Annotated in this window: 30 protein-coding genes; 25 read left to right on the top strand and 5 right to left on the bottom strand. The window is 59.6% G+C overall.

Annotated elements, in window-relative coordinates; genetic code table 11:
- The first annotated feature begins 2 nt into the window (after positions 1-2).
- From JWQ24_RS24085 to JWQ24_RS24045, 9 genes are all read left to right on the top strand, one after another.
- Positions 3-1349 (top strand): phage terminase large subunit, encoded by a 1347-nt coding sequence (locus JWQ24_RS24085; protein WP_299813560.1) that lies wholly within the window; start codon positions 3-5, stop codon positions 1347-1349.
- A 3-nt stretch (positions 1350-1352) separates the two neighbouring features.
- Positions 1353-2912 carry a DUF4055 domain-containing protein gene (locus tag JWQ24_RS24080; protein ID WP_299813556.1) on the top strand — a complete coding sequence of 520 codons (1560 nt, stop codon included), beginning with the start codon at positions 1353-1355 and terminating at the stop codon, positions 2910-2912.
- Between the two features lie 275 nt (positions 2913-3187).
- Positions 3188-3988, top strand: coding sequence for a DUF6651 domain-containing protein (locus tag JWQ24_RS24075; RefSeq protein ID WP_299813553.1), 801 nt, complete (start codon positions 3188-3190; stop codon positions 3986-3988).
- A 147-nt stretch (positions 3989-4135) separates the two neighbouring features.
- Positions 4136-5308 (top strand): P22 phage major capsid protein family protein, encoded by a 1173-nt coding sequence (locus tag JWQ24_RS24070; protein ID WP_299813550.1) that lies wholly within the window; start codon positions 4136-4138, stop codon positions 5306-5308.
- Positions 5309-5370: 62 nt separating this feature from the next.
- Positions 5371-5820 (top strand): hypothetical protein, encoded by a 450-nt coding sequence (locus tag JWQ24_RS24065; RefSeq protein WP_299813547.1) that lies wholly within the window; start codon positions 5371-5373, stop codon positions 5818-5820.
- Between the two features lie 62 nt (positions 5821-5882).
- Positions 5883-6320, top strand: a complete 438-nt coding sequence (locus JWQ24_RS24060; protein WP_299813545.1) for a hypothetical protein — start codon at positions 5883-5885, stop codon at positions 6318-6320.
- Positions 6317-6907, top strand: a complete 591-nt coding sequence (locus JWQ24_RS24055; protein ID WP_299813542.1) for a DnaT-like ssDNA-binding protein — start codon at positions 6317-6319, stop codon at positions 6905-6907. Before JWQ24_RS24060 ends, JWQ24_RS24055 begins: the two co-directional genes overlap by 4 nt.
- The gene (locus tag JWQ24_RS24050) at positions 6904-7260 is read left to right on the top strand and encodes a hypothetical protein (RefSeq protein ID WP_299813539.1); all 357 of its coding nucleotides are present in this window, start codon (positions 6904-6906) and stop codon (positions 7258-7260) included. Before JWQ24_RS24055 ends, JWQ24_RS24050 begins: the two co-directional genes overlap by 4 nt.
- Positions 7260-7496, top strand: coding sequence for a hypothetical protein (locus JWQ24_RS24045; RefSeq protein ID WP_299813536.1), 237 nt, complete (start codon positions 7260-7262; stop codon positions 7494-7496). Before JWQ24_RS24050 ends, JWQ24_RS24045 begins: the two co-directional genes overlap by 1 nt.
- On the opposite strand, the gene JWQ24_RS24040 is transcribed toward JWQ24_RS24045, so the two are convergent.
- Positions 7493-7687 carry a hypothetical protein gene (locus JWQ24_RS24040; protein WP_299813533.1) on the bottom strand — a complete coding sequence of 65 codons (195 nt, stop codon included), beginning with the start codon at positions 7685-7687 and terminating at the stop codon, positions 7493-7495. The genes JWQ24_RS24045 and JWQ24_RS24040 overlap by 4 nt on opposite strands.
- Before the next feature lie 67 nt (positions 7688-7754).
- Here JWQ24_RS24040 and JWQ24_RS24035 point away from each other — a divergent pair, with 67 nt between their 5' ends.
- The 3 genes from JWQ24_RS24035 to JWQ24_RS24025 are packed head-to-tail and all read left to right on the top strand — an operon-like array spanning position 7755 to position 9421.
- The gene (locus JWQ24_RS24035) at positions 7755-7955 is read left to right on the top strand and encodes a hypothetical protein (RefSeq protein ID WP_299813530.1); all 201 of its coding nucleotides are present in this window, start codon (positions 7755-7757) and stop codon (positions 7953-7955) included.
- Positions 7955-8968, top strand: coding sequence for a phage minor head protein (locus tag JWQ24_RS24030; RefSeq protein ID WP_299813527.1), 1014 nt, complete (start codon positions 7955-7957; stop codon positions 8966-8968). The genes JWQ24_RS24035 and JWQ24_RS24030 overlap by 1 nt, the downstream gene beginning before the upstream one ends.
- 3 nt (positions 8969-8971) lie before the next feature.
- On the top strand, positions 8972-9421 hold the full coding sequence (locus tag JWQ24_RS24025) for a hypothetical protein (RefSeq protein WP_299813525.1): 450 nt from the start codon (positions 8972-8974) through the stop codon (positions 9419-9421).
- On the opposite strand, the gene JWQ24_RS24020 is transcribed toward JWQ24_RS24025, so the two are convergent.
- Positions 9381-9608: a hypothetical protein gene (locus tag JWQ24_RS24020; RefSeq protein ID WP_299813523.1), complete on the bottom strand. Its 228-nt coding sequence runs from the start codon at positions 9606-9608 to the stop codon at positions 9381-9383. The genes JWQ24_RS24025 and JWQ24_RS24020 overlap by 41 nt on opposite strands.
- Here JWQ24_RS24020 and JWQ24_RS24015 point away from each other — a divergent pair.
- The 5 genes from JWQ24_RS24015 (at position 9608) to JWQ24_RS23995 (ending at position 11528) form a co-directional block, all read left to right on the top strand.
- Positions 9608-10057, top strand: coding sequence for a phage tail terminator-like protein (locus JWQ24_RS24015; RefSeq protein ID WP_299813521.1), 450 nt, complete (start codon positions 9608-9610; stop codon positions 10055-10057). The two genes, JWQ24_RS24020 and JWQ24_RS24015, sit on opposite strands and share 1 nt — an antisense overlap.
- Before the next feature lie 19 nt (positions 10058-10076).
- A complete protein-coding gene (locus tag JWQ24_RS24010; RefSeq protein ID WP_299813519.1) occupies positions 10077-10553 on the top strand; it encodes a hypothetical protein in 477 nt (158 codons plus the stop codon).
- Between the two features lie 14 nt (positions 10554-10567).
- Entirely contained in the window at positions 10568-10972 is a 405-nt protein-coding gene (locus JWQ24_RS24005; protein WP_299813516.1) for a hypothetical protein, read from the top strand.
- On the top strand, positions 10972-11289 hold the full coding sequence (locus JWQ24_RS24000; protein WP_299813513.1) for a hypothetical protein: 318 nt from the start codon (positions 10972-10974) through the stop codon (positions 11287-11289). The genes JWQ24_RS24005 and JWQ24_RS24000 overlap by 1 nt, the downstream gene beginning before the upstream one ends.
- An 83-nt stretch (positions 11290-11372) precedes the next feature.
- The gene (locus JWQ24_RS23995; protein WP_299813510.1) at positions 11373-11528 is read left to right on the top strand and encodes a hypothetical protein; all 156 of its coding nucleotides are present in this window, start codon (positions 11373-11375) and stop codon (positions 11526-11528) included.
- 2 nt (positions 11529-11530) lie between these two features.
- On the opposite strand, the gene JWQ24_RS23990 is transcribed toward JWQ24_RS23995, so the two are convergent.
- Positions 11531-11980 carry a hypothetical protein gene (locus JWQ24_RS23990; protein ID WP_299813508.1) on the bottom strand — a complete coding sequence of 150 codons (450 nt, stop codon included), beginning with the start codon at positions 11978-11980 and terminating at the stop codon, positions 11531-11533.
- A gap of 377 nt (positions 11981-12357) precedes the next feature.
- On the opposite strand from JWQ24_RS23990, the gene JWQ24_RS23985 reads away from it, so the two are divergent.
- From JWQ24_RS23985 to JWQ24_RS23950, 8 genes are all read left to right on the top strand, one after another.
- Positions 12358-14637, top strand: coding sequence for a phage tail tape measure C-terminal domain-containing protein (locus tag JWQ24_RS23985; RefSeq protein ID WP_299813505.1), 2280 nt, complete (start codon positions 12358-12360; stop codon positions 14635-14637).
- The gene (locus JWQ24_RS23980) at positions 14634-15059 is read left to right on the top strand and encodes a hypothetical protein (RefSeq protein WP_299813502.1); all 426 of its coding nucleotides are present in this window, start codon (positions 14634-14636) and stop codon (positions 15057-15059) included. Before JWQ24_RS23985 ends, JWQ24_RS23980 begins: the two co-directional genes overlap by 4 nt.
- Positions 15059-15553: a hypothetical protein gene (locus JWQ24_RS23975; RefSeq protein ID WP_299813499.1), complete on the top strand. Its 495-nt coding sequence runs from the start codon at positions 15059-15061 to the stop codon at positions 15551-15553. The genes JWQ24_RS23980 and JWQ24_RS23975 overlap by 1 nt, the downstream gene beginning before the upstream one ends.
- Complete coding sequence (locus JWQ24_RS23970) at positions 15553-15978, top strand: NlpC/P60 family protein (RefSeq protein ID WP_299813496.1); 426 nt, start codon at positions 15553-15555, stop codon at positions 15976-15978. Before JWQ24_RS23975 ends, JWQ24_RS23970 begins: the two co-directional genes overlap by 1 nt.
- Positions 15968-18658, top strand: a complete 2691-nt coding sequence (locus JWQ24_RS23965) for a host specificity factor TipJ family phage tail protein (RefSeq protein WP_299813493.1) — start codon at positions 15968-15970, stop codon at positions 18656-18658. Before JWQ24_RS23970 ends, JWQ24_RS23965 begins: the two co-directional genes overlap by 11 nt.
- Before the next feature lie 68 nt (positions 18659-18726).
- Entirely contained in the window at positions 18727-20412 is a 1686-nt protein-coding gene (locus JWQ24_RS23960) for a tail fiber domain-containing protein (protein ID WP_299813490.1), read from the top strand.
- A 29-nt stretch (positions 20413-20441) separates the two neighbouring features.
- Complete coding sequence (locus JWQ24_RS23955) at positions 20442-20963, top strand: hypothetical protein (RefSeq protein ID WP_299813488.1); 522 nt, start codon at positions 20442-20444, stop codon at positions 20961-20963.
- Positions 20964-20974: 11 nt separating this feature from the next.
- Entirely contained in the window at positions 20975-22828 is a 1854-nt protein-coding gene (locus tag JWQ24_RS23950) for a hypothetical protein (RefSeq protein WP_299813485.1), read from the top strand.
- A 143-nt stretch (positions 22829-22971) separates the two neighbouring features.
- On the opposite strand, the gene JWQ24_RS23945 is transcribed toward JWQ24_RS23950, so the two are convergent.
- A complete protein-coding gene (locus JWQ24_RS23945; protein WP_299813482.1) occupies positions 22972-24429 on the bottom strand; it encodes a hypothetical protein in 1458 nt (485 codons plus the stop codon).
- Complete coding sequence (locus JWQ24_RS23940) at positions 24426-25802, bottom strand: hypothetical protein (protein ID WP_299813479.1); 1377 nt, start codon at positions 25800-25802, stop codon at positions 24426-24428. Before JWQ24_RS23940 ends, JWQ24_RS23945 begins: the two co-directional genes overlap by 4 nt.
- Positions 25803-26220: the final 418 nt, after the last annotated feature.

Genomic DNA, 26220 nt, shown 5'->3' with positions numbered 1-26220 from the left:
ATATGGCAGGCCTTCAGCTAACGGCGAAGCAGCGCGAGGCTAACCGCCTCCTAGCGGGGCCGGCCCGCAACATCATGCTTCGCGGGGGGTCGAGGTCGGGCAAGACGTTCGTATTGGTCCGAGCAATTATTCAGCGGGCGCTTAATGCGCCGAACTCACGCCACGTTATCTTTCGATTTCGATTCAACCACGTGAAAACGTCGGTGTGGTCCGACACTCTGCCGAAGGTATTGAAGCTCTGCTTCCCCGGTTTGCCGGTCCGGTTCGACAAGACGGACTTTTACATTGAACTGCCGAACGGGTCGCAGATCTGGATCGCCGGGCTGGACGACAAGGATCGCGTCGAGAAGATCCTTGGGCAAGAATACGTCACGCTCTACTTCAATGAGAGCAGCCAGATTCCATGGTCGTCCGTAGATACGGCGATGTCGCGCCTTGCGCAGAAAGCTGAGCTGGCAGCGCCGATCGCGGCGGCAACGGGCCGGAAATATCTGACCCTGAAGGCATACTTCGACTGCAACCCGCCGTCGAAGCTGCACTGGAGCTATCAGCTATTCCGGGCGAAGGTGAAGCCTGGGACCAAAGAGGCGCTGCCGAGTCCTGACGACTACGTGGAGATGAGGATTAATCCGGCAGACAATGCTGGGAACCTGCCGCCTGAATATTTCGCTGTGCTCGAATCGATGTCCGCCGCTAAGCGGGTTCGCTTCGAGGCCGGCGAGTGGTCGAGCGAGGTCAGCGGGGCTCTCTGGTCGCTTGAGGACAGGATCGCGCCCGACGGCAAGGTGATCCCGGGCATCGACAGCTCACGGGTCGCCGTAGCGCCCGATCTGATCCGCGTTGTGGTGGCGGTCGATCCGTCCGGCACGCGGGGACAGTCCGACGATGGCGACAGCATAGGCATCGTCGTCGCCGGCAAGGGCGCCGATGGCCGGGCTTACGTTCTGGCCGATCGCACTTGCAAGCTATCGCCGGACGGCTGGGGCAAGCGATCCGTCGCCGCATATCGTGAATTCAAAGCCGACCGTATCGTTGCAGAGCGCAACTTCGGCGGGGCCATGGTCGAACACGTCATCCGGACGATCGACGCAAGGGTTAGCTACAAAGAGGTTACGGCAAGCCGTGGCAAGATCGTCCGGGCTGAGCCCGTCGCCGCACTTTACGAACAGGGTAGGGTCAGCCACGTCGGCACTTTGCCTGATCTCGAAGACCAGATGAGCTCGATGGCGCCGGACGGCTACGTCGGCGAAGGCTCGCCAGATCGCGCGGACGCGCTGGTCTGGGCGCTGACCGAATTGATGCTAGGCGCAGACGCCCCCAAACCCTTATTCGGCACCTACGGAAGATAGCGCATGGCCGACCAGGACAAGGGGCCCGACAATCCATCGTCGGACCACCAGGCCATGAGCGCCTATTGGGAGATGATCGAGTGCATCAACGGCGGTGCCGAAACGATGCGGGCGGCTGGCGAAAAGTATCTGCCGAAATTCGAGAATGAGACGGCCAACGACTACGCGCATCGTCGGAAGGCGGCGCCTTTCACCAATATCTACGGTGACGTCTCGAAGAACTTGGCCTCGAAGCCATTCAGCAAGGAGATGAAGCTCAAGGATGGGGCCGCTCAGTCCCTTGTGAATCTGTGCGAGGACATCGATGGGCAGGGCAACAACCTGCATGTCTTCGGTGCGACGATCTTCCAGTATGGGCTCGACAAGGCCGTGGACTGGATCCTGGTCGATTACACCAAGGCACCCGTCACGGAGAAGCCGCGTTCAATTGCCGATGAGAAGGCCGCAGGGTATCGGCCATACTGGGTGCACATCTCCGCCGAGCGGATGATCGCGGTCTACAGCGACGTTATCAATGGCGTGGAGACGTTCATCCACGCTCGTATCCGGGAGGATGTGACCGAGCGATCGGCGTTCGACGAGGTGACGCGGTGTCGCGTGCGGGTGCTCGACAGGGCCAAGCTAGCCGATGGCTCGTATAAGCCGGCCACCTATCAAGTCTATGAGAAGCAGGTTAACGCTGGCGGCAAGGTAACGTGGGTCTCGATCGAGGGCCCAGCGCCGATCTCCATTGGCGTCATCCCGCTGGTGCCGTTCATCACGGGTAAGCGCATTGGATCGACGTGGAGGGTGCGCCCGCCGCTGAGGGATATCGCGCACCTGCAGGTCGAGGAATATCAGCAGGAGTCGAACCTCAAGTCGGTCATGGAATTGACCTGCTATCCGATGCTGGCCGGCAACGGTGTGAACGGATCAATGCCCGGTGACGACGGCAAAGCGGTCGCTATCCGGGTGCCGGTTGGTCCTCGCGGTGTGCTGTTCGCGCCTCCAGACGGCAACGGTCAGCACGGTGAGTGGCGGTTTATCGAGCCGTCGGCCGAATCGATTAAGACGCTGATGGAGCATCTCGATGCCACTCAGAAGAATATGCGCGACCTCGGGATGCAGCCGATGACGACCGCGAACCTAACCGTGATCACCACGGCCAACGTATCGGTGAAAGCCCATTCAGCAGTTCAGGCATGGGCGCTGGGTTTGAAGGATGCATTCGAGCAGGCCTTCACGTTCACGGTCGCATGGTTGGCGGATGGGTCAAAGGAACCGGAGGTCGAGATCTTCACCGACTTCGGCGTCGACATGGAAGCCGGAACGGAGCTCGACGCGCTGCTGAAGTCTCAAGCCCAGGGCATCTTGTCCAAGAAGACGGTTCAGCAAGAGTTCCAGCGCCGCGGCGTGCTGTCCGACAACTTCAGCACAGATGACGAGGAGGAACAGCTCGCCGAGGAAGAGCAGGGGCTTTCGGCAGAAGTCGCGATTGATCCTGTGACGGGCGAGGTCATCGAGCCTAGCACGCGGCCGAAAGTTCTACCTAACCAACCGGCGGTATTGCCATCCAATATTTAGGCCCATGGACTACCGCACGCGGACCTTCGTTATCGCAGATCAACCATTCGGTCTCATCCCAAATAACAAGACAAGGGAACGCCTGAGGAATTCGCTGTCTGTTCCCGCGAATCCACGTACCGCCCATGACAAGAACGCGATCATCGGTTTTCGGCGCGGTGCTGATCGGTTGCCATCCATCACTCATTGTATTGACCTTTTGTCTGCGTCGCTGATGCGACTCAGACGCACCGGGACGGATGTCCCCATTACCGGGCGGATGCCCAGAGGACCACATGAAACTTAAGCTCACGGAAGACGGCAAAGCGGCGGTTTTGCAGGACGGCAAGCCGGTCTATGTGAAGGACGATGGCACCGAGATCGCATTCGACGTGCCGCAGACGGTTGCTACGATCGCTCGGCTGAACGGCGAGGCCAAAGCCCATCGTGAAGGCAAGGAAGCCGCCGAGACGAAGCTGAAGCTCTTCGAGGGCATCGAAGACCCGGAAGCTGCGCGCAAGGCGATCGAACTCGCCAAGAACATCGACGAGTCCAAGCTGCTGTCCGCCGGCAAGGTGGAAGAGATCAAGGCCGCGGCTCGCAAGGCGGCGGAGGAGCAGGTCGCTGCTGCTCAGAAACAGTCGGCCGAGAAAATCTCAGCAGTCGAGAAAGAGCGCGACGGGCTCCGCACCGATCTCTACGGTGAGAAGATCGGCGGCAGCTTCACGCGATCGAAGTTGATCCAGGATAAATTCGCGATCCCGGCCGATATGGTTCAGGCCCGTTTCGGGCAGAACTTCAAGGTCGAGGAAGGCAAGATCGTTGCCTACGACAGCGCCGGCAACAAGGTATTCTCGCATTCGAAGCCGGGAGAGTTGGCCGACTTCGACGAGGCACTCGAAATCCTTGTCGGCTCGTACGCCTACAAGGATCAGATTCTGAAGGGCGCTAACAATTCCGGCTCCGGCGCTCGCCCGTCAAACGGCAACGGCGGTGGTAACGGCAAGACGATGACCAAGGCAGCCTTCGACGCGCTTTCACCCGCGCAGCAGGCGGCCACCATGACCGGCAAGGACATCCCGACGCTGGTCGACTGACATTCTGCTTCGGCGTGACGCGGATGCGATCGCCGAAGCCACCCACTCATTTACGTAAGCCGACGCCCTGGATGGGGAATCGGTGTTCGGGCCGGATGGCTCAACCCCTGAACATCATTTCAACCCATCCCCTGAAAGGGCATCATCATGTCAAATACGATCCCGGCCGGCCTTATCGCCCCGGTCTATGAGTCGCTGGTCAGCGTCAGCCGAGAATTCGTCGGCTTCGCTCCCGCGGTGCAGAAGGACAACGGCAACTTTGCCAGCGCCGCACTGGGCCAGACCGTCACCGCGTTTACGGTGCCGCAGGCCAATGCGGTCGATATCGTCCCCGGCGTCACCGCGCCGAACGATGGCGATCAGATTCTCGGCTCGATCAACCTGCAGATCACCCGGTCCAAGTCCGTCAACATCCGCTGGAACGGCGAAGAGCAGCTCGCGCTGAACAACGCCGGCCCGACGTTCCCTCCGATCCTGCGCCAGCAGTTCCAGCAGGGCTTCCGAACCCTGGTGAACCTGGTCGAGCAGGATCTGGCCGTCACCGCTTATCAGGCCGCATCCCGTGCTTCGGGCACTGCCGGTACGGCCCCCTTCGGCACGGCTGGAGATCTGAGCGACTTCGCGGCTCAGGCGCAGATCCTCGACGAAAACGGCGCCCCGGCATTGCCGCGCGCCATGATCGTCAACTCCGGCGCCATGGCCAACCTGCGCGGCAAGCAGTCGGTGCTGTTCAAGGTCAATGAGGCTGGCACCGATGATCTGCTTCGTCGCGGCAAGGTCGGTGCGGTCGAAGGCTTCGACATCGGCTACTCGCCCGGCATCAAGGCTGTCGTGAAGGGCACGGGCGCCTCGTACACGACCGACACGGCCGGCTACGCGATTGGCTCGACGTCAATCGCTCTGATCACTGGCACCGGTACGGTGAAGGTCGGTGACGTGGTCACCTTCGCTGGCGACACCAACAAATACGTTGTGGCGTCGGGCGTATCGGCTCCTGGCACCATCAAGCTGCAGAGCCCGGGCCTCAAGGTCGCGATCGCAGCCTCGGCGACCGCGATGACGATCGGCAACTCGTTCACCCCGAACGTGTCGTTCAGCCAGGATGGCCTTCTGCTGGCCACCCGCATGCCGGCGCTGCCAGTCAAACTGGACGGCACCCGCGGCGACATGGGCGCTCACCAGATGATCGTCGATCCCTTCACCGGCATCGCGTTCGATCTGGGTGTGTACGAGCAGTACCACCAGATCAAGTTCGAGATCGGTCTGGCATGGGGCACCGCGGCGCCCAATCCGGAGCACATCTCGCTGCTCCTCGGCTGATGAACTGAGGCTGGCCAAGGCCGGCCTCTCCATCCCCTTCATTCAATTCAGGAAGACACGTCATGACCGAGAAAACCGAAGCCGAGAAGGCCCAGGATGAAGCCACCCGTCTCGCCGCGGAAGCTGCGGAGGCGCAGGCAAAGGCCAATGAGCCGGAAAAGACCCCGGAGCAGATCGAAGCCGATCGCCTCACGGCGGAAGCTGACGACGCCAAGGCCAAAGCCGCCGAACTGAAGCCGGAAGGCGGGGACGACGGCGACACCAGCGTGGCAGAAGCCAAGATCGTGCTGCCCGTTGGCACCGATCCCGATATGCCCGCCGGTGACTATCGGGCCGTGAAGCGTGGCAACGATCCCGCCAACCCGGAATACGCGGCCGGTGTCTCAACCCATGAGGACGACCAGACCGTGAAGCTGTCGCGGGTAACCGCGGATAGCAAGGAGCCGATCTACACCTGGGTTCATCCAGACATGGTCGGCAACTATCTCCGCGCCGGCTGGGGCCGCGAATAACCGTTCCTCCCTGACTGCCTTGGGGCTTCGGCCCCAGGGCCCTTTCCATTGGAGACTGCCCGATGCGTGTTCCGACTGTCCGTGTGAAAAGCGATAGCGCACCCGATGGCTTTGTCGTCATCAATGAGAGCGACCTATCGACGTCGCACGAGCTTTGGCCGGAACAGGGCGAAGCGTTCGAGCGCAGTGCGCCGCAGACCGAGGCGGCGGTTGCTCTCCGCTGTATGGCCGTCATCCTCAGCCGGCGGAGCAGCAAGAGTCTTGCCGAGTGGACGGCTCAGCCCGGCGTCGCTCGGCTCGAGCAGCTTCAGGCGGCAGAGGCCGAGATCACGGAAACGATGGTCCGAGAGATCGGGCCTCACATCCCGGACGACTGGCAGGCCCTGCACTGGAAAACCCAGGTGAAGCTTGCCAAAGATCTCGGGTTCGAAGGTGAGCCGACTGCGGAGCAGGCAAAGGCGCACATCGTCTCGGCCGTCGAAGCGCGAGCCATCCAGTGACTTTGGTCGTCGAAGACGGGACCGGAAAGGCGAACGCTGAGTCCTACGTTTCCGTTGTCGATTTCAAGACCTACGCCGATGGGCGCGGGTTGGACTATACGGCGGCGAGCACAGACACCTTGGTCGAGCAGGCGCTGCGCCGAGCGACAGCCTACGTCGACGCCTATCGGAATCGGTTTTCGGGCTATCGCACGAACCGGAGAGCCCAGGCTCTAGAGTGGCCCCGGATCGGCGCCTATTACTTCCTGCCGGACAACGGCCGAAGCATTGGCTTCATTTATCCGACCGACCGGGATGACCAGCTTGGATCGCAGGGGTACGACTACATCCCGGCGAACGTCATCCCGCCGGAGGTCATCCAAGCGACATGCGAGGCGGCCGTCCGTGAATCTGCCTCGCCAGGATCTATGCAGCCCGATCTAGAGCGGGGCGGGGCCATCCAGGAATTGCAGGCCGGCAGTGTGCGGATCGTCTATGCTGCCAATGCCAGCGCCCAGACCACGATCCAGATCATCGACACCATTCTGGACGCACTGCTGATGGCAAATGCGAACGGCGGACTGTTCGGACGGGCGGTGCGCGGATGACCTCGCCCCTGGCCGGATCGTTGGCCCGCACCATCGGCGCCGCCTTCAACACGCTGTTCCTACCGGCGGTACTGGTTCGGGACGTGCCGCAGACCGGAGGCGATCCGGCGGACCCGTTGCCGCCTCTGGCCGCAAACTTCCCGTGCCGCGCTGTTGTGGAAGCCTACTCACAGTTCTATCGCGCGAACAATCTGGTGCAGGCCGGCGAACGCAAGGTTTTGATCTTAGCAACCAGCGTCGGGGTAAAACCCACCGCCGGTGACAGAGTGACGATCCAGGGGATCACGTTTGCCATAAGCGAGGTGAGCACGGATCCGGCAACGGCAATTTATGAATGCAAGGGCGCGATGTGATGTCAAAGCTGCATGTCATCGAAACAGCCCAAGACCTAGACCGGAAGTCCGTTATTGAGACGCTTGAAGCTGCCTTGGCTGAGGCTCGCGAAGGTCTGATCCGCGGCGTTGCCCTGGCCGTCGTTCGGCCCGACCTAGCCCTGAATACGTCATGGTCTGACAGCAACGCGGCCGCTCCATTGGTTGGAGCTGTCGCGGTGCTGCAGAAGCGAATTGTGGAGTCGTTGGACGGCTAGTCGCGCGGGCTACGGTTCGTTGGCGCTAGCGAGATACCTTCGCGCTGGGCCTTGCTTTGAACGGACGCCTCGGTGCGGCCGAGCTTAAGGCCGATGACGCGGGTTGGGGTGTTCCCCTTAACCAACGTCTTGAATTGCTTCACATCATCGTTGGTCCAAGGCTTTCCGTTGTTTTTTGTCGATTTGGCCATCTGATCCTCCCAGATTGATGATCCCAGATCGTTGCAGCGAAAATTTGCAGAGTCCAGAGGTGCCGCGATGCCCGTGATCGCTATTAACCGTTCTGAGGGGGCGGCCATCCTCAACGACGGTACTACAGCCCAGTTCAGCAACATGCTCGACATCTGCGGCGACGAAACGGACAATATGGCTGAAGCGGTTTGTGCGGTCGTCCCGCTTCCTGACGGGATGTGGGAAGTCGTGGATTTCTCGCAGTTTGACCCGGTGGCGATACACTGATGGCCGTCTCCCGCGCTTACATCGAGGCGCTGATCGCCAAGCTTGAGCCGCTACTCCGCAAGGCGTTCGATGATGCGGTCAACGATTGGCGTAACAACGTCGATTTGGATGGCCTAGCGCGGGCGCTGGAGCGCGGCGACTTGGAGTCGGCGGTGCGCGCCGCCAATATCCAGCCGGCCGCCCTAAACGGCGTTACACGGTCGATTGAGACAGCATTTGAACAGACCGGGTCTGCTGAAATGACCGGGCTGCGGATACAAGTCATTTTCAACGCGCGGGATCTTCGCGCGGAGGATCAGTTGCGTCGGGCGGCAGCGACGCTGGTTCAGGGCATCACGGATGATACCCGCGCCATGCTTCGCACCGTGCTAATAGACAGTCTTGCAAAGGGGCAGGGTGGCCGCGCTGCCGGTTTGGACATTGCCGGCCGCAACGTCAATGGCGTGCGCCAAGGCGGCTATATCGGGCTGACTGACGGCCACGCGAAGGCCGCATTGAACTTCGAGGCCACGCTTTCGGACCCGGCTAAACTGAAATCGGCGTTCAGTAATGCCGATCGAGAAAAATGGCCTTTTGCTCTCCGAGACGGACGGCTTGACGGGCAGATCGCCAAGGCCATCAAGGAGGGCCGGGCGCTGACGTCGGACCAGATCAAGACCGCGGTGACGACCTACAAAAACCGGGCGCTGCGTTGGCGCGGTGAGAACATCGCCCGCACCGAAACGCTCCGGGCAGTCAACTCCGGCCGCCATGAGGCCTATCAGCAGGCTGTGGCATCCGGGAAGGTCGCAGAGCAGAACATCCGCCGCGTCTGGAATTCGGCGCATGACAAACGGGTGCGGGATACGCATCGGGCGATGGACAAGCAAAGCGTAGGGTTGAACGAACTATTCGTCTCGCCGTCTGGCGCAAGGCTCCGGTATCCGTGCGATGCCATGGCGCCACTGAGCGAGACGGCGCAATGCCGTTGCAATGTCACCATCCGAATTGACCATCTTGCGAACCTGCGGTGATCGATGGCCATTAACGATCTGAACTTCGGTAGCCAGGTTGACGCATGGTGCCATGAGGCGGAGGACCGCATGGTCGCCGTCCGCAATACGGCCACGGAAGACGTGACCGACTTGATGCGGGAATACACCCCGATCGATCTGGGCTTCCTTGCCGGGACCATCCAAGGTTCGCTGAACGCACCGACGCCGATCGACAAGACTGCGACGAACGCCAAGAACGCGCACATCGCGAAAGACGCCAGCGCCGGCGAGATATCGCTGACAATCGCATCGGCATCGCTAACGGACACGATCTACGTGTGCTTCACCATGGCTTACGCCGGGTTCGTCGAATACGGCACATCAAAGATGGAACCTCGAGCAATGGTCCGGCGGGCAGCAGCTCAGTGGCCACGCCTTGTCGAGTCCGCGGCTACTCGCGCGAAGGCCCGCGCCGCGCAGGCTGCTCGATAACGGTGTCGACCACATCCGAATTCTTCTCAGCGGCCATGAGCAGGCCGATCTGCATCAACGAAATGGCCTGACGGGCGGCATCGAGCGCGGTGTTGCCGCGGACGGTCTGCGCCTTGGCGCCGCCAATGACATTGAGCGCCTCGCCCAGGAGGTCTCCAACCTGATTATCGGAAAGCGGTTTAGTCAATGTCTGAGCCCGTCGAGGTCGCCATTCAGAAGGCGTTGACCGACCGTGCCACGGCGTTCGCCATAGCTCAAGGGATGGCGGCCGCAATTTCATACCCGAATGTTGTGTTCACCCCGCCGGCCGCAAAGACGGGGACGGTCTACGGGAAATGGCTGCAGGTATCGTTCCTGCCGGCGCCTAGCTTTGAAACTGGCATCTCGTTCAACTCCCATAACAAGCACAACGGGATATTTCAGGTCTCGGTCTTTCACGGGATCGGCGCTGGCGAACCCGCTATCGCAAGGATTGCTGCAGCAGCCATCCAGTTTTTCCCGCGGGGACTGCAATTGCCGACCGAATCCGAGCCAGTCCGCATCGATAAGCAGGCCTACCGCGGACCGATGCTCAAGGACGACCCATGGATGATGATCCCGGTCAGCATCCCCTACCAGTGCTTCGCACGCCCTTAATCATCATCAGGAGAATACCATGGCACTTCGCCCAATCGCGGGAATGAAGATCTATATCGGCGGCGTGCTCGCCGACAAAGCAGCGGACTTCGTCGAGGCCGATTTCAGCGGGCAGACGTGGACCGAGATCGACGGCTGGTCCCAGATGGGCGGTCTCGGTGATACCGCGCAGGACATCAGCACGTCGCTGATCAACCGCGGCCGAGACATCCATCAGAAGGGCACGGCGAACGCCCCTGCCATGCAGAACGTGTTCGCACAGATTCCCGATGATGCCGGTCAGGCCGCGCTGATCGTAGCGGCCGCGCCGTCCAATCGGAACAACTACGCTTTCCGGATCGACGGCAACGATTCCAACGGCGGTTCCCCCTCGAAGCGTTATTTCATCGCGCTGGCGATGAGCGCGAACGAAGCGGGCGGTGCCGCGAACACCATCGGCAACCTCGACATCAACCTGCAGCCGAACAGCAATATCGTTCGCGTTGCGGCAACCTGATCGGATACTGAACCATGGTTGATCTCACGATCACGGCGACGAATGTTCTCGCAGGCGGCAATGCAACAACCGAGACCGGTAAGGCCGGCGTTGCCATCACGGCTGGTCAGGTCGTCTACAAGGAAGCGGCGACCGGCACGTTCAAGCTGGCTGACTGCGATTCCGCTACGGCTGAGGTCAAGGTGCCCTATGGCATCGCCCTGAACGGCGCCGGCGTCGGCCAGCCCGTGGTTGTTGCGACGGGCGGGGATGTGACCCTCGGCGCCGTGCTGACCGCGGGCCTTCCCGTGTACCTGTCCGAAACCCCCGGCGGTATGCGTCTGACCCCGGATACCGGCGACTACGTCGCGATGCTCGGCATCGCCAAGACGACGTCGATCCTCGCCATTCGCATCATTATCCCTGGAGTGACCCTGTAATGCCCGGCATCGGCGAAGTTGAAATCGAACTGAACGGCAAAACCGAGACGCTTCGGTCTAGCCTCGACGCCGGCAAGAAGGTCAATGCAGGGGGCGGTTACGGGCAGGTCCTCCAAAAGCTCGCGGCGTTCGATCAGGACTACTACGTCCTTGTGGTCGCGGCCGGCCTCGGCAAGAAGCCCTCCGACGTAGAGCACGCGGTATGGAAGGCCGGCCTTCCGAACCTGACCGAAGCTCTGTCAACCTACGTCCAGTACCTCGCCAACGGCGGGAAGCCGCTGACCAATGCGGAGAATGACGGGTCGGGGGAAGCATAAGCCACTCCGAATATCTGGAGTGGCTGGAACATGATGGCATGGGTGTCTGCGGGTACACCTATGCCGAGGTGATGGATATGCCGATGCACGCCATCGCCAATGCGATCTCCGCCCGCAACAAGCTCATCCGGTCGATGATTATGTCAGTGCTGAAGTTCTTCGGCGCACAAGAGATCGAGGCGCCTCGCAAGAACGCTTCGCCGATGACGATGCAGGACTTCGACCTGCTGTTTTCTTAGGACTAGGGGAGCCAAGCCCAATTCTTGCGGACCTGAATAGAATGGATTGCCGCTTTTGTTACGCCAAAACGAGCGGCAATCTCTTTCTGCCCAAGAGCGCCGCGAAGTTTTCTTATTTCGCGGACCTCAGCGATGCAAAGTTTTGCGGCCGATCCTTGCTCGCCTCGATTATGTGTCCCGTGGATCAGTCTGTCTGCTAGGTTTTCCTTGCGGGTCGCCCATCGCAGGTGTTTCGGATTGACGCAGGCGTCGTGCCCGCGCCCGCATGAATGAGCAGACTCATGCTTAGGAGTCGGTGGTTCACCGTGGGCAAGGATGCACATAACGTAGTTGGCCGATGTCTGTTTGCCACGGAAGGTCGCAAGGCCGTCACCTCTGGTTCCGCCCCGGGCAAACGGCCAGATCAAGCATTCGTCGCCGTCAAAACTGATATTATCTAAAAGAAACTTCATCGGGACACCGCGTGATGTCTTGCCTCCAGTTGGAGAGCCGTGGCGTCGCTGCCGAGTGTAATGTGCAACACATAAGCCGAAGGCATGTTGCGGCTTAGGGCAGTTCGGCGCGGTACACGTGCTATTAGCGGCAATAGGGCGGGGCGTTGGTCGTTTCGATTTGAGCGGGTCGCCGTAGCGGCGGTTCCGGTAATAGTGTCCCCAGCACCAGCTGCTATTGGCGGCGGGCTTGCTGCAGTCCGCAACTGAGCATATCGGTTTTGTAGCCATCTCGACCTCTCCGAAGGTTGGCTGGTTAGAACCCGTCACAGCGCTCCAACGCTCGGCGGGTTCGTCTTTCGTACTACTCAAAGAGCGACGGTTCAAGGATTAGCGGAATGGCCGGTGATATCGCGGCTCTTGGAATCTCAGTCGACAGTTCGCAGGCGAAATCCGCCACGGCGGACCTGCGCGGGCTTGCGACTGCCGCGAATTCGGCCGAACAGGCGTCGGCTAAGCTGTCTCAGTCGGGTACAAAGGCGGCCACGGCCACGGGGGCGATGGAGGCCGCCGCCAAGCGCGCGGGCATATCTACGGCCGAGATGCAGGCGCGTACCGACGCCTTCAACGCCTCATCGAACAAGATGGCTATCGCTTCTCAGTCCGCGCAGAAGGCACTGGGTGGATTGTCGGCTCAGTCGAAGCAGGGTGCAAACGATAACGCAAATCTTGGCAAGAGCGCTGACGCCACCACCAGTTCACTCGACAAGTTAGCGTCGCGGTTCACGCGCGGCCTCATTGCAGGCGCGGCAATCACCGCAATAAAGGAAATAGCGACCTATGTTTGGAATTTAAATAGTGCGCTGGCGGCGACCGGCGACACCGCACAGCGGGTTGGCGTAGGCGGACAGCAGTTCCAGGGCCTTCAGACGGCGGCAGCATACAAGGGCGTCAATAACGACTCCTTCAATGCGAGTATGTTGGCGTTCAACGCTCAGGTCGATCTGGCCAAGCACGGCCTCGGTGATCTGCAAACTCTACTTCGGTCAAATGGCAAGACTGTCGGGGATACCGCTACCACGTTCGGTATCGTTGCCGATCTTGTACGGAACGCCGGCTCTGAAGCCCAAAAGTTTTCCATCCTTCAGCAGGCGGGTCTGCCGGCCACCCGTGAATACGTTAAGCTGATGGAGCAGGGGGGCGATTCTATTACCCGCCAGTCGCTTGCTGCATCCAAATTGAGGGACAGTCAGCTTGAGGATGCCCAGCGGCTCGATGAACGCTGGCAGAAGCTTTGGGTCGACTTCGCCCAGTGGGGTAAAAAGGCCGCGCTCGACGTGGGCGAAGGCATCAAGAACATCCCGACGCCATTTGCGCATCAAGGGACGTGGCTTGGCGCCAAACTCCAAGGCATGGGGATCGATCGCCCCGAAGACCCGAATAGCGCCCGCAACCAGGGCCTCAACGCTCTGCGATCCGGCATGGGCACACAGCTCGGCGCTAGTTCGGCGAACGGTATCTACAATGCGACGGGCGCGTTCGGTAAAGCTCCGGAAGAAAAGAAAACCGACGACAACGCACTGACGAAAATGCGACTCGCCAACGACAACGCTCGTCTGTCGCAACTTGGTCAATTGGCGACCATCACCGACATCGTTACGCAGAAACAGAATGAATTAAACATCGCTGGTCGGAGCGGCTACGGCGTAACTGGAGAACAAGCTAAGGCCATCGTCAATTTGACGCGCGCATCCGCAGAATGGTCACAGATCAGTGCGCAGGCACAGATCGGCGTGTTCAATCTTGGGGATGCTACGAAGCAGGCCGGCCATGAGCTGCAGAGCTGGATCGACCGCAAATTGCTCGACCCAAATAACCCATTACAGATGGCCGCCGCTCAGGAAGTTCTAGCGCGCCGGCTGCGAGACACCGCGGACGCAGCCTCTGTCGCTGGGTCCAAACTACCCGGCTTGCAGCAGGCGATGAACGACGCGACGAATGCCAACAAGATGATGGACCAGTTTGCAACGTCGTCCTTTGGCAGCATCACAACCGGACTTACGGATATCTTCGACGGCACCAAGACTGCGGCAAGCGGCTTCGCCGATCTCGGCAAGACTGTGATGCGCTCGTTGGAAGAGATGTTGGTGAAAGCCTACATCGTGGTCCCCCTTTTTAAGGCTCTTACAGGTGGCCTGACGGGGATTGGGTCGATGTTCGGCTTCAGCGAAGGCGGGCTTGTGCCATCGCGGGGGTTCGCATCTGGCGGCTACACTGGCTCTGGCGGCAAGTATCAGCCGGCCGGCATCGTTCACGCAGGCGAGTTTGTATTCAGCGCGGCTGCCACGAGCCGGGCTGGCGTCGCCAACCTCAATGCGATGCACCAGAACTTGCGGGGGTATGACGGCGGCGGTTACGTGACCCCATCGCGAACATCGCTGCCAGATTATCGACCATCCAACAGCAACTCCGGCCCATCGCCGATCAGCGTTGTGGTGAACAATAACGGCTCGCCCGTTTCCGCACACGTGCAGGAAGTCGCTGACGGTCGCGGTGGGCGAAAGATCGAAGTAACTCTGGACGAGGTCACGGCGGCCAATCTCAGCAAGCCTGGCTCTGCCACTCGAGGTGCCATGGCGAACAGCTTCGGTGCAAAGACTAAGACGGTGCGGCGATGACGCTCGCTGTTTGGCCCGCGGACCTTCCTCAATACGTTCTGGTGGATGGCTTCCAGTCCGGGCCGCGTGGTGCCCGCTTGAAGACGGCGACGGACACCGGGCCCGGTAAGCAGCGCCGCCGCGGCGCGCTGATGAAGCCCGTGACTTGCTCCTTCTTCGCTTCGACCGATGAGTTGGCGAGGTTCTACCGGTTCTGGGAGAGCGACACCGCTGGTGGTGTGCTGCCATTCGTGATGCCGGATAGGCAGTTCGATGGACTAGCCTTGATGGACGAGAACGGCTTGGTGCTCGCCGATGAAAATGGGGTTCCGTTGATCGCGGAATCGTGGTGGCTGGTTCAGTTCGGTCAGAATGAACCGGCGGACACGCCAATCAGTGGAGTCTACTGGCGTGTCCAGTTCGATCTTGTGGTGCTTCCCTGATGACCAGTCTCTCAATCAGCACTCGCAAGAGTTTCAATGCGGAATCATCTGACGACGTTCCAGTCGTGTTGATTGAACTCTGGACGCTGGACGGGCCGCACTATCTCTCAAGCGATCCGACCGAGCGGCTTTCGACCGATCCGTTGAAGTACGGCACCCGGCATTCGGGTAATGATTACGGTTTCGCGATGATGTCGGCGGCATGGCCTGACGATCAGGACCGCAAGCCGCCCTCTACATCGCTGGTCTTCGCCAATGTCGCTGAGGACATGGCCAAGGCGGCTCGGTCAGGGACCGATCAGTTTGAAGTCGTGATGAAGCTCGTGATGTCATCCAATCCCGAGTTCATCGAGGATATCTGCACGCTGACCTGCACAGGGTCTACCTACAACGCTACGCAGTTGACGCTCACCGTGTCCCGCGAGCCGATCGAAGCCGAGCCTTATCCAGCGCACCGCATGACGCGCGAACGCTTTCCGGGCCTCTTCCGATAATGCACTGGTCGTCGGCCTATGTCGGCATGCCGTGGAAGGACATGGGCAGGGAGCGCGATGGCGTGGACTGCTGGGGTCTGTTTCGACTCCCGTACATTGACCTCCACGGCATCGAATTGCCGGCCTACGCGGATGGCTGGACAAGCTCTGCCGATCGAGCGGAGGTCGCCGCCATCCTCGCGAATGACAGTAGGCAGTGGCCCTGGGTGCCCGTCATGGTCGGCGACGCGCGCGAGTTCGATATGGCGGTGTTCCGCCGCGGCGGCATGGAAACGCATGTCGGGCTGGTGATCGGCGCGGGCGCCGTGCTGCACGCCGTCGCCGGTCACTCCTCCTACGTCGAGCGCTTTGATCGCGGGCCGTGGAAACACCGGCTGGCCGGCATCTATCGGCACATTGAATTGGTGAAAACGAATGCTGCCTAAGTTCGACAGGAAGCTTCTGGACGCGCCTCGCCGCGAGGTGAACCTGATTTCGCTTCCGTATCTGGACGTCACGCGCGGGCGCAAGACGTTTGCTGTGTCGCATGGCACGACGCTTGGTGAGATGGTGGCGATCAGCCGGCCGGAATTGACCGCGCACGCAAAAGCCAAGCTTTACGTTACGATCGATGGGATGAAGATCGAGCCGGGCGTCTGGCACCTGGTGCGGCCCAAACCGGGCACGTCCGTGATTATTCGCAACCCCGTCCCTGGCAACATCGACCTGCGGACGATCTTGAGCGTGGTCGTTCTGGTCGCTGCCGTGGCGCTAGGTCAGTACTATCTTGGCCCTGCGATCGCGACACAGCTCAGCGTCACCGCTGGAACGTTCGGCGCTAGCGCAATCAATGCGGCCTCGGTCGCCGCGGTAGCTTTTGCCGGCAACGCCCTCGTGAACGCTCTCGTGCCCGTTCGGGGCCTGAACAGTCAGGACACCGAGAGCAATATCTACAGCATCACCGGGCTGCAGAATTCTGCCAATCCGGGCGGCGTGATCCCTTCTGTACTCGGTTATCATCGCTACGCTCCGCCTTACGTGATGGCGCCGTACACCGAGGTAATTGGCGACGACATGTACGTCACGGCCGCGTTTCTGATCGGCCATGGCCCTGTTGTGCTCCGCAATCACCGCTTGGGCGAGACGTCGATCGCTGAATACAGCGACGTGGAGATGGAGGTCCGGGACGGCAGTACGTTCGATCCGCTGACCCTCTGTCCTCAGACAGTTATTGAAGATCAGCTTTCGGTTAACCTCACGTTCGGCAATTCAGTCACCCGCCTGTCGCCGCGCGACATTACGGAAATGTCGATAGACCTGACCTTCGCGCAAGGGCTTGTCGAATACGACAGCAAGACCGGTGACAAGAGGACGAATACCGTCGCTGTCCAGATATTTCAGCGAAAGCTCGGTGACGTCTCTTGGGACCTCGTTCAAAACTTGCTGATCTCTTCGGCACAGCAGCGAATTCTGCGTCGTGGATTTCGTTGGTCCGTGCCGGTGAGAGGCCAGTACGAGGTGCAGGTTACTCGACAGACGCCCGACGCAACCGACACCAAAGTCCAAAACCGATGTGACCTGACAGCATTCCGGGGCTTTCGCCCAGAATACCCCATCAATTATCCGTTTCCTGTCGCAATGGTCGCGGTGCGCATCAAGGCAACGGATCAGCTCAACGGCGTCGTTAACAATTACAATTGCGATGTTTCGCTGGTATGCCCGGATTGGGATGCAAGCAGCGGAACGTGGGTCACGCGCGAGACCAACAGTCCGGCTTCATTGTTCCGATATGTGCTGCAAGGTCCCGGGACCGCCGCCCCGAAGCCGGACTTTGCCATCGATATTGCTGCGCTTCAGGACTGGCACTCATTCAACGAAGCCAAGGGGCTCAGATACAACCGGGTTCATGATTACGACGCGACGCGACTGGACGTTCTGGCAGACATCGCCGGCGCCGGTCGAGCCAGCCCGCATGATGATGGATCTCAATGGACGGTCGTCATCGATCGGGCCCAGACGATACAGATCGCCGCTATCTCGCCGCGCAATTCCTGGGATTTCCAAGGGGAGACGCCTTACATCAAGCTGCCGGACGCGTTCCGCTGCCAGTTCATCGACGAGACGAACGGATATTCTCAGGCGGAGCGGATCGTGCCGTTCCCCGGCGTCAACATCGATGATGTGCAGGTGACCGAAGATCTGGGGCATCCCGGCATCACGGATCCTGCGCTGATCTGGATTGAGACGCGGCGCCGGCAGTACGAACTGATCCATAGGCCGCACACGTACACTGTCAGCCAGGACTTCGAGGCCATGGTGATGTCTCGCGGAGGGCTCGCCGCTCTTTCACATGATGTCCTCGGACGGGCGCAGGTTGCGGGGAGACTGAAAGGGGTATCCGGTCAAACGCTAAGCTTGGACACTGTCGTCACAATGGAGCAGGGTACCTCTTACGGCTGCCATGTGCGCCTCAGCAACGGGACAATCCTGCAGCGGCCCGTGCTGACCTCTCCCGGCGAAACGCAAACGCTCCACATCATCGGCGACACCGCAGGCTTCGACACCGGCGATCTCTTCATGTTCGGCGTGCTGCAAAGCGTTACGCTGGATGTGGTGGTGAAGGCGATCGAGCGCGGGGACAACCTGACCGCCAAGCTCACCCTTTACGATGCCGCGCCCCAGATCGACGATCTGACGGCAGCCGAGGTGGCGCCGCCATGGGATGGCCGCGTGGGCGAAATCATCAACCTGGCCGCGCTCCAGCCCGACATCCCGGTGCTGCTCGGCGGACAGTCATCACTCGACGCAGGGGCCTACAGTTTGGTGGTTTATGCGCGGCCGGGACCAGATCTCGGCGCCATCGCTCCGGCCAGCTTCGTCTTCGCGCACAGGCTCTCTGGCGGTGGTGCGTTTACCGAAGTGACCTTTCCCGTAAGCAACGGGGCGGCAGTCATCACCGGGTACACGGCCGGCGAGAGGGTTGACGTCACCATTCGCGGCGTCAGCCGTTACGGCGCGTCGGGTCTGACCTCAGCCGTGACGACCTATTCCGTGGCGAGCGGGCCGCGCTCCGACAGCACCAGCGCGACCGTGGATTCAATCAACCTCAAGGCGGATAGCTTTTAATGTCTCAGCAACTCGTCAATATCGGAACGGCTCCGAACTCCGGGGACGGCGATCCGCTACGCACGGCTGTGACGAAGCTCAACGCGAACGACACAGAATTGTACGCGAACAAGGAAGACGTCGCCAACAAGGACACCGACGTCACGCTTGCCGCCAATTCCGATGTGAAATACGCCAGCCAGAAGGCGATCAAGGCCTATGTGCAGGCATATGTCGCCAGCTATATCGCCGCGCAGGACGTTATGGTGTTTAAGGGTGTCGTCGATTGCTCGGCTAATCCGAACTATCCGGCGGCCGACGCCGGTTTCACCTACCGCGTCAGCGTTGCCGGCAAGATCGGCGGCGTCTCTGGTGTAAATGTCGAGGCGGGGGACATCCTGCTTTGCCTAGCGGACGGTTCGACGTCTGGAAACCAGGCGACTGTCGGCGCCAACTGGAGCGTGATCCAAGTCAATATTGATGGTGCCGTGACGATGACCGGTGCGCAGACGCTGATCAACAAGGTGATCAACGCTGCAAACAATACCATCACCAACCTCACGCTGGCGATGCTTGCCGCGAATGTCGCCGACACGGACGTGGCGCTTGCCGCCAACAGCGACACCCGCCTAGCGACCCAGAAGGCGACGAAGGCCTATGCCGACACCAAGCTGGCGGCGGCGGACAATCTGGCGGCGCTGACGAGCGCGTCAACTGCGCGCGGCAATCTCGGGCTCGGTTCGTCGGCGACGGTCGCTACGGGCACCAGCGGCGCCACGGTGCCGCTTCTAAACGGCGTGAATACCTGGAGTGCCGCTCAGAAGATTACTGGAACGCTGGCAGCGGGAAGCGCTGCGTTAGCAGGCGGCCAGGTTCAGATCTCCGCAGCACCGACAGTCCTGCCAACCACGGGGCAATACGGCCAACTGGAGCTTGTTGATTCAGCGAATACCGCATTTGCCTTTTCGCTGGGATACAGCGCGACGCTTGACGTCGGATTCATGCAGGCGGTGCAGCGTGCGAGCGCGTTTAAGAACATCATCATCAATGGCTCGGGTGGGAACGTCGGTATCGGCGTCACGACCTCGGCGGCAGCTGCCGAGAAACTGACTGTCAATGGCAATATCGCGCCATCGACCGACAATGCCCGAACCTGCGGCACCGCATCGCTGCGGTTCTCGACGATCTATGCTGGAACCGGAACTATCAATACCTCGGCTGCCAGCGAGAAGACGTTGCTTGGTGCGCCGGACGCGTTGGTGTTCGAGGCGGTGCTCTCCGTTCCGCTACAGATATATCAGTGGAACGACGCCATCGTAGCGAAGGGCAGCGCCGCTCGCCTGCACTATGGCCCAACAGCGGATGACGTCGAGGCGGCGTTTACCCAGCGCGGCTTGGATCCGCGCCGTTACGCGTTGTTTTGTGAAGACGAAGTGTTCGAGCAGGTAGCTGCCGTCAAGACGGTGAGCCAGCAGAAAACAGAGCAGATCGTCGAGACGCTCGATGAAGTCCGGTTCTATGACGATCGCGCCGTCGTGATCTCGTCGCAACGCACGGTGTCCCGCCCGGTGATGCAGAGCGTTCCACTATTTGACGGAGCCGGATTGCCCATCGTCGTGGATGGAGCGCCGGCGACCGCTCAACGTCCTGTGATGGAAGACGTCGAGGTTCAGACAACGGAATACCGGTCCACCGGCCAGATGCGCCGTGGTCTGCGGCTCGATCAATTCGATCGGCTTCGGGCTGAAGCCGTTCGCCGCTTGCATCTAAGTTGATTGCACTCCTTTGAAATGGAAATAATCTGATGGCTGATGGTGGCATCCGCACGCCGAATCTTCCCGCGGGCGGAACGATTGCGGAATTTCTCGGACATGTCGACGAGGGTGGGGGCCAGCGCAGCCTGAGGCGATTTTCGGTCGAATCGGTTCTCGGGCCTATCTATTCGGCTTTGCAATCCGGCGTGCAGTTCTCTGGATTCCTCGCCTATACAACGCTGGAGTCGCTCAACGAAGATCTTGCACACCCCCAGAACACCGGTGCACAGGTCTTCAGCGATGGGGCCAATAACGGCTATTACATCAAGACTGGTGCGTCAGGATCAGGTTCGTGGGTGTTCCTGCGCCCGCTCTACGACGAGGCCTACTACCTCGCGCAGTTTGATCTCGCCGCGGCAACGCCCGCAATGCCCATCGCCAGCATTTTAACGAGAGCAGCAGACGCGATCGGCACCATTCGCAAAACCAGCGACACAAGCCCAGTGCAGTATTTCACCAAGCGCGTCACCGGTGCTGCGGTTTGGTCGCCGACTACGCAATATGACCTGTAAGGAAATAATAGATGGCTGACACCCGCACCGCTGTTTCGGCACTCTCAGCATCGACCGGCGATCTTGTCTATTGCGTCGAGGTGGACGCTTACTACCGTTGTGACAACGGCTCCTCGGCTACAGTGAATGGTTGGACTGTGCTAACCGCCACTGTCGGACGGTGGATACTCACTAGCGATAGTCTGAAACTGCCAATCATCGGCGGGACGTCCGACGATTGGCCGAATTTTGGGGCTGCTAATACTGCCTGTGCCGGCGCCGGCGTCATACTAAATCTGGGAGCGGGACAGTACTTGGCGAAGACACGCGTCTTCTTGGCAAATAATTCTCATGTTGTCTGCAGTCCCAAGACGGTCATCAAAGCCGCATGGGCTTCAGCGCCGGACAATCGCGACTCGGTATTCTGCGCTTATGCCGGCAGCCCGCTTGGCACCGACACGATCGCCGAAAATACGGTGATTGGTGACGCAACGATCAAAATCACGGGGTCGATGACCTTTGCCGTCGGCGACCATATCTTCCTGATTACGACGCAGTATCGCTGCCAGTTGTTCGAGATCATGGCATGGAACGCCGGAACGAAGGTTGCGACGCTCGATCGCCCAATCCGGGTGCCGTGCGGTAGCGATAATACGGTCCCGACGGTAAGCGCGAATTCCTTCCCGGCTGGCTCGCAAGTCTGGAAGATGAATCCGGCCCGCGACATCAAGGTCGAGTTCAACGGCGCGAAGATATACGGCGCGTGCAATCGCTTCATCGAGTGCTGGGGCGGCTGGAACTGCAACTTCTATGGCCCGGCCTATCTCGGCGACGGCACGTCGGTGACCGCGACAGAAAGCCTGATCTCCATCGATACGCCGTCCTACAATTGCCATGCCTATAACATGATCGGTGACGGCTCCGACGTCACGGCGATCGGTGCGCGCTTCGAATCGACAGAGCTTTGTACCTTCGTAAACTGCGACATTAAGCGAGTTGGCGTTGGATATTTCTTCCAGGACGCGATGGATAGCCATGCGCTTCATAGCAAGGCAAATAAGTGCAGCAATGCTGGTGCCAATTTCTCGGCCGCAGCCTATAGCGGCGGCGAGGCAGGCAGTGGCTCGGTCTGGGGCAGCAGCGAATGCTCCGTTGTCGGCGGCAGCTACAGCGGTAATTACATCGGCGTGCTGTTCGACCGAGGCTCGTCGCGTTGCGTGGTCGATGGCTCTGCGATCATCGGGAACACGATCGGCCTCTGGGACCAGATGGGTATTGACAATCTAGTCACCGACCGGACCGTGGTCCGCAAGAACTTCAATGGCATCTATGTCGACGCGGATTCGGTGCGCTTCCATGCGCGTGATGCGATCGTTACGGACAATACCAACGGCATCAACGTCATCGCTGGATCCAAGGGCGCGATGCTGACCGGCGTCGATGCCAGTCGGAACAGTATCGCTCTTCTGGCCGCGGCGCATGTTGACACCACATGCCTTGTCGTCGACGCATCCAATACGAATCCGCAGATCGAGATTTCGGCTGGGGTCCGGGTGCGCGCGCGTGGGTTGCGCATGATGGCTTCGGCGGTGAACTCGTCTGGTCTGGTCAACGTCGCCGGCAGCTTCGATCTGGAGAGTGGCAGCATCCAGTCCGTGGCGGGTGGCGTGGCAATCCAGGTTGCCGGGACGGGAAAGACCCGCATTGGCCACATGACCGATATCACCGGCCATGGGTCGACGGGGGCGGGCATCAATCTCACCGCGACCGGTGCCTATGCTGATGTAGCGGAAGGTGCCAACATCGAGAACCGCAGCATCGTTGGCAACAACGTCGGCGTCGCGACGCTCTCGACGATTGCCTATAGTCGGCATGTGGCGGCTTAGATTCTTGGGCGAAAAAGGCGATTGCAGCATCGCGGAATCATCGCCAGCGTTCGGAAAGAGAATCTGACCACGATTCCACCGCGCCAAGCGTGAGAGCAAGCTTTCGCGCGGAACAAGCGCGATCTAGCCAATTCATCAGCGTCTCAATCGCCCGTCAAGATATTGAACTGCTTCAACCGCCTGCGGACGGCATTGGTTTCGACGACCCTCACGTAACCGATGAGAGCAAGAACTACGGCTCCCCCGTACAACAGGAACATGAAGGGCGAATACATGAGAGGCACGGAAAAAAATAGAAATATCTTAGCTGCGAACAATAGCGGCGAGTTGCTGCCGACCGCAGCCATATCGATCAGCAGAAAGAGTATGGCGCATACCGGCGGGACTAATGCGACTCCCAGCCAACCCCAATTATAGTAAATGTCTGTCGCCAATCCGAGCGGAGAATTCCCAAGCGGGCCGCCGCCATTTGCCTCTGACAGATCGTTGGAAATCTGACTCTGAGTGCCGGGGCGCATCCCCGATAGATCGGTGACCCAGCCGGCGCCGAGCGCGGGCGATCGGCTTGCCCAGAGCGGATATGAGATTGTGTTTTCGCGTGGGACTGCAATGGTTGCGCGATGGGCAATAGCAATAATTGCTGCAATGGGTCGCGGGACGCCTGATGACGTCAAGGTCTGTGAGATTTCCGGTTTCGGCGGCTCATCGATTTGCGCAATGGCCGGCGCAGACGTGCTGATCTTCGGCTGCTCAAGCAATGCAGATGTTTCCTGCTCGGCAGTTTGAACCTTGGGTGAAAGCGCCATGTCCAGCCGGCCGAGCATGTCCGTCATCACCATCACCAAGCCTATCATGGTAATAAGCATGAGGACGGACAGCTTCGCCGAGATAAACCGTTGCCGCGTTGATGAGATAAAATCGATCAAAAACACACAGCCAAGGCCAAGGATGAATTCTACAACGACAAGCCTTTGGCCCGAGACGAAGACCGAGGCAAGCCCGGTCGTCAGAGCGAAGTAAAACAGCGGGCGATTTCGATAGGTACCGTGGCATAGGACGGCGGCGAGGCAAAGGGTCGGCAGCAGCACGTCCCTGAACTGCTTGACATAACCGGGGGCGTAGTAGCCTTCCGCGCCTGACGAAACTGTAATTCTCGCCTGATTCAAGGTGCCGGTACCGTGGAAAACAGCGCCGATTAGCAGCGCCCTAACGTGTTCGTTAGCAATGACGGCGGCGACAAACCACACGCTCACCAGCGATGCGACTGTAAGGCCGGCCGTAATCGTGAATCGATCGATGTTGGATGCCCGCAACTTCATCGCGACATCAAAGAATTTGAAGCGGGAAAACCAGGGTCTGAATGTCAAACTCCAGAGCGATGCGCCGAGCGTTCCGGCCAATGCTGCGGAGATCCCAATTCGCATCACAGCCTCGGAGTTAGAAAGCCCTTCCAACCATACGGTCACTGATCCGGCTGCGAACAGCGAAAGACCGAGAATGAACGAGTCGAGCAACGATGGCCCGACGTTACGCCACGCCGGGCGGACCATCAGGTAAGTAACTGACGCGGCCATGTAACATCCAAGCAGGAGATTATTCATCTGCTATCCAGGCGACTTAGATTGCCTTGACGGCGCAGTCGCCAGGCCCATAACCCCAACCATGCAGTAAAAGCAAAATACGCATCTAGCGTCTGCGCTAGTTGATTGTTGGCTGGCAGGTAGACAAATAGCTGCACCAGAAAAGCGAACACGATGGCTGCGGCGTCATCATTAGACCAGACTGCACAAACCCAAGACTTGCCCCAGATAAAAGCAAGGATGGCAATTAGAATTAACGAACCGGGCCAAAAACCCACGTCGTTCGCGAGCCAAGGGAAGATCGTCGACCACTCCGCGCCATCACTCCACTCTTTATCTCGGAGGCCGTAGGTGACACTTTGCTTATATAAATCTGTGTCTCCGGTCAGTTTTTCATAGATGCGCATCAAGGCTTGGGAATGCCCAAGACCTCGCGTTGAATTCCAGTCCTGTTCGGACATAGCTAGTGACAGCCCATAATATCCGTTGGTCAGGTAGCTCGTCAGCATGAAGACCCCGTACTTGGCCGGGATGGGAAGTGGCTCAATCAAAGGATGGTTTCGCTGCGTGCAGATCGCACGGATGCACATCAAATCATTCCAGCCGTTGTCCTTCTCTATATGAGCAATGATGGTTGGCGCATCTCTTGTACCCGCGGCATAGGCCGCCGGCGAATAACCGGTTCTTTGGATTCGCCGATCGACAAACGCGGCGGTCGCGACTGCTGTCAGGCAAACAAATACGACAGTAGCAATCATGGCGCGGCGCGATAGAATTAATGATGAGATTGTGAGCTTGCGCCGAACGCATTCGCGGGCGACCGCAACGAGTACAGTAAAACAAGAAATCATCAGAAGGTCGAATATCTCTCGGTCAGTGCCCCTCAGGACGGAGAGTATTGCCGAGGAAAGCGCCGTTATCGACCACGCCAGCCAAAGCGCTGCAGTCATGCTGCGCCAATGCAAAATTCCAAGCGGGATAACCGCAAAAATGACTGGATATGCCAAGGCTCGCGCGCTGGAGATTAGCGTTCGACTACCGTGCGGCTGCGTCAAACGACGCTGAAATTCCTCATAAGCGTGATTTTGATCTCGCAACGCTTCAATGATCTGCCAAGGCATCTTTCCCGTATACAAGTACGCGGAGATTGGCAAAAGAATCGCGCTCAATACGGCGCCGCCTATAACGATATATCGCCAGTGGAGGAAAATGCTTTCTGCGGGCTTACCAGAACTTCCAGTGAGAAAACCGATCGTTATCCCGGTCAAAGCAAGAGCTAAGAAGGCCTGCACCTCGAAGCGGTTTATCACTGGCCACGGTAGCGGCCCCCAAAAGAACAGCAAGATGCTCGAAACGATATAAAGCAAGATCAGCGTTAAGGGCGCTGTTCGCATTTGCAATATCCTGAAGGTTGTGTGGTCAAATATATATACGCCGATAACATACAGTCCCGGTGGCGCTCATTCGCCCGCCCCATATGAATATTTTCTGGTATCCCTGTATAGTTCCCTCAATCCTGGGATGTAAAGCAGGTTGTGTACCTGGCGCTCAGACCGGGTTATCGCACCCAAAGCACGCCTTTAAAGCAGGGCGACGCCCCGCAAGCAGCCGTAACGGCGACGCTACAGCAATCCTGATGAGAGACCGCGGCCACCCCCGGCCGGCCTGATCGCCCCACCCAATCCCCGATCACCACCTGACCGCCCGGATACCGCCGGCGCTGCGCTTGCGCATGGAGAGATGAGAATGAGCCCGTCGATCAGTCTCGACCTGATGAACCACTAAAGAACATTAATAGTCCGCCAGCGGATT

Source organism: Tardiphaga sp., assembly GCF_028290495.1.
Lineage (GTDB): Bacteria > Pseudomonadota > Alphaproteobacteria > Rhizobiales > Xanthobacteraceae > Tardiphaga.
The sequence above is the reverse complement of the archived record's forward strand: the minus strand, read 5'-3'. Positions and strand labels throughout refer to the sequence as shown.

What these genes read in the sequence shown, in the direction of transcription:
- JWQ24_RS24085 (WP_299813560.1), top strand. Translation starts at nt 3, where the DNA reads ATGGCAGGCCTTCAGCTAACGGCGAAGCAGCGCGAGGCTAACCGCCTC.
- JWQ24_RS24080 (WP_299813556.1), top strand. Translation starts at nt 1,353, where the DNA reads ATGGCCGACCAGGACAAGGGGCCCGACAATCCATCGTCGGACCACCAG.
- JWQ24_RS24075 (WP_299813553.1), top strand. Translation starts at nt 3,188, where the DNA reads ATGAAACTTAAGCTCACGGAAGACGGCAAAGCGGCGGTTTTGCAGGAC.
- JWQ24_RS24070 (WP_299813550.1), top strand. Translation starts at nt 4,136, where the DNA reads ATGTCAAATACGATCCCGGCCGGCCTTATCGCCCCGGTCTATGAGTCG.
- JWQ24_RS24065 (WP_299813547.1), top strand. Translation starts at nt 5,371, where the DNA reads ATGACCGAGAAAACCGAAGCCGAGAAGGCCCAGGATGAAGCCACCCGT.
- JWQ24_RS24060 (WP_299813545.1), top strand. Translation starts at nt 5,883, where the DNA reads ATGCGTGTTCCGACTGTCCGTGTGAAAAGCGATAGCGCACCCGATGGC.
- JWQ24_RS24050 (WP_299813539.1), top strand. Translation starts at nt 6,904, where the DNA reads ATGACCTCGCCCCTGGCCGGATCGTTGGCCCGCACCATCGGCGCCGCC.
- JWQ24_RS24045 (WP_299813536.1), top strand. Translation starts at nt 7,260, where the DNA reads ATGTCAAAGCTGCATGTCATCGAAACAGCCCAAGACCTAGACCGGAAG.
- JWQ24_RS24040 (WP_299813533.1), bottom strand. Translation starts at nt 7,687, where the DNA reads ATGGCCAAATCGACAAAAAACAACGGAAAGCCTTGGACCAACGATGAT.
- JWQ24_RS24035 (WP_299813530.1), top strand. Translation starts at nt 7,755, where the DNA reads ATGCCCGTGATCGCTATTAACCGTTCTGAGGGGGCGGCCATCCTCAAC.
- JWQ24_RS24030 (WP_299813527.1), top strand. Translation starts at nt 7,955, where the DNA reads ATGGCCGTCTCCCGCGCTTACATCGAGGCGCTGATCGCCAAGCTTGAG.
- JWQ24_RS24025 (WP_299813525.1), top strand. Translation starts at nt 8,972, where the DNA reads ATGGCCATTAACGATCTGAACTTCGGTAGCCAGGTTGACGCATGGTGC.
- JWQ24_RS24015 (WP_299813521.1), top strand. Translation starts at nt 9,608, where the DNA reads ATGTCTGAGCCCGTCGAGGTCGCCATTCAGAAGGCGTTGACCGACCGT.
- JWQ24_RS24010 (WP_299813519.1), top strand. Translation starts at nt 10,077, where the DNA reads ATGGCACTTCGCCCAATCGCGGGAATGAAGATCTATATCGGCGGCGTG.
- JWQ24_RS24005 (WP_299813516.1), top strand. Translation starts at nt 10,568, where the DNA reads ATGGTTGATCTCACGATCACGGCGACGAATGTTCTCGCAGGCGGCAAT.
- JWQ24_RS24000 (WP_299813513.1), top strand. Translation starts at nt 10,972, where the DNA reads ATGCCCGGCATCGGCGAAGTTGAAATCGAACTGAACGGCAAAACCGAG.
- JWQ24_RS23995 (WP_299813510.1), top strand. Translation starts at nt 11,373, where the DNA reads ATGCACGCCATCGCCAATGCGATCTCCGCCCGCAACAAGCTCATCCGG.
- JWQ24_RS23990 (WP_299813508.1), bottom strand. Translation starts at nt 11,980, where the DNA reads ATGAAGTTTCTTTTAGATAATATCAGTTTTGACGGCGACGAATGCTTG.
- JWQ24_RS23985 (WP_299813505.1), top strand. Translation starts at nt 12,358, where the DNA reads ATGGCCGGTGATATCGCGGCTCTTGGAATCTCAGTCGACAGTTCGCAG.
- JWQ24_RS23980 (WP_299813502.1), top strand. Translation starts at nt 14,634, where the DNA reads ATGACGCTCGCTGTTTGGCCCGCGGACCTTCCTCAATACGTTCTGGTG.
- JWQ24_RS23975 (WP_299813499.1), top strand. Translation starts at nt 15,059, where the DNA reads ATGACCAGTCTCTCAATCAGCACTCGCAAGAGTTTCAATGCGGAATCA.
- JWQ24_RS23970 (WP_299813496.1), top strand. Translation starts at nt 15,553, where the DNA reads ATGCACTGGTCGTCGGCCTATGTCGGCATGCCGTGGAAGGACATGGGC.
- JWQ24_RS23965 (WP_299813493.1), top strand. Translation starts at nt 15,968, where the DNA reads ATGCTGCCTAAGTTCGACAGGAAGCTTCTGGACGCGCCTCGCCGCGAG.
- JWQ24_RS23955 (WP_299813488.1), top strand. Translation starts at nt 20,442, where the DNA reads ATGGCTGATGGTGGCATCCGCACGCCGAATCTTCCCGCGGGCGGAACG.
- JWQ24_RS23950 (WP_299813485.1), top strand. Translation starts at nt 20,975, where the DNA reads ATGGCTGACACCCGCACCGCTGTTTCGGCACTCTCAGCATCGACCGGC.
- JWQ24_RS23945 (WP_299813482.1), bottom strand. Translation starts at nt 24,429, where the DNA reads ATGAATAATCTCCTGCTTGGATGTTACATGGCCGCGTCAGTTACTTAC.
- JWQ24_RS23940 (WP_299813479.1), bottom strand. Translation starts at nt 25,802, where the DNA reads ATGCGAACAGCGCCCTTAACGCTGATCTTGCTTTATATCGTTTCGAGC.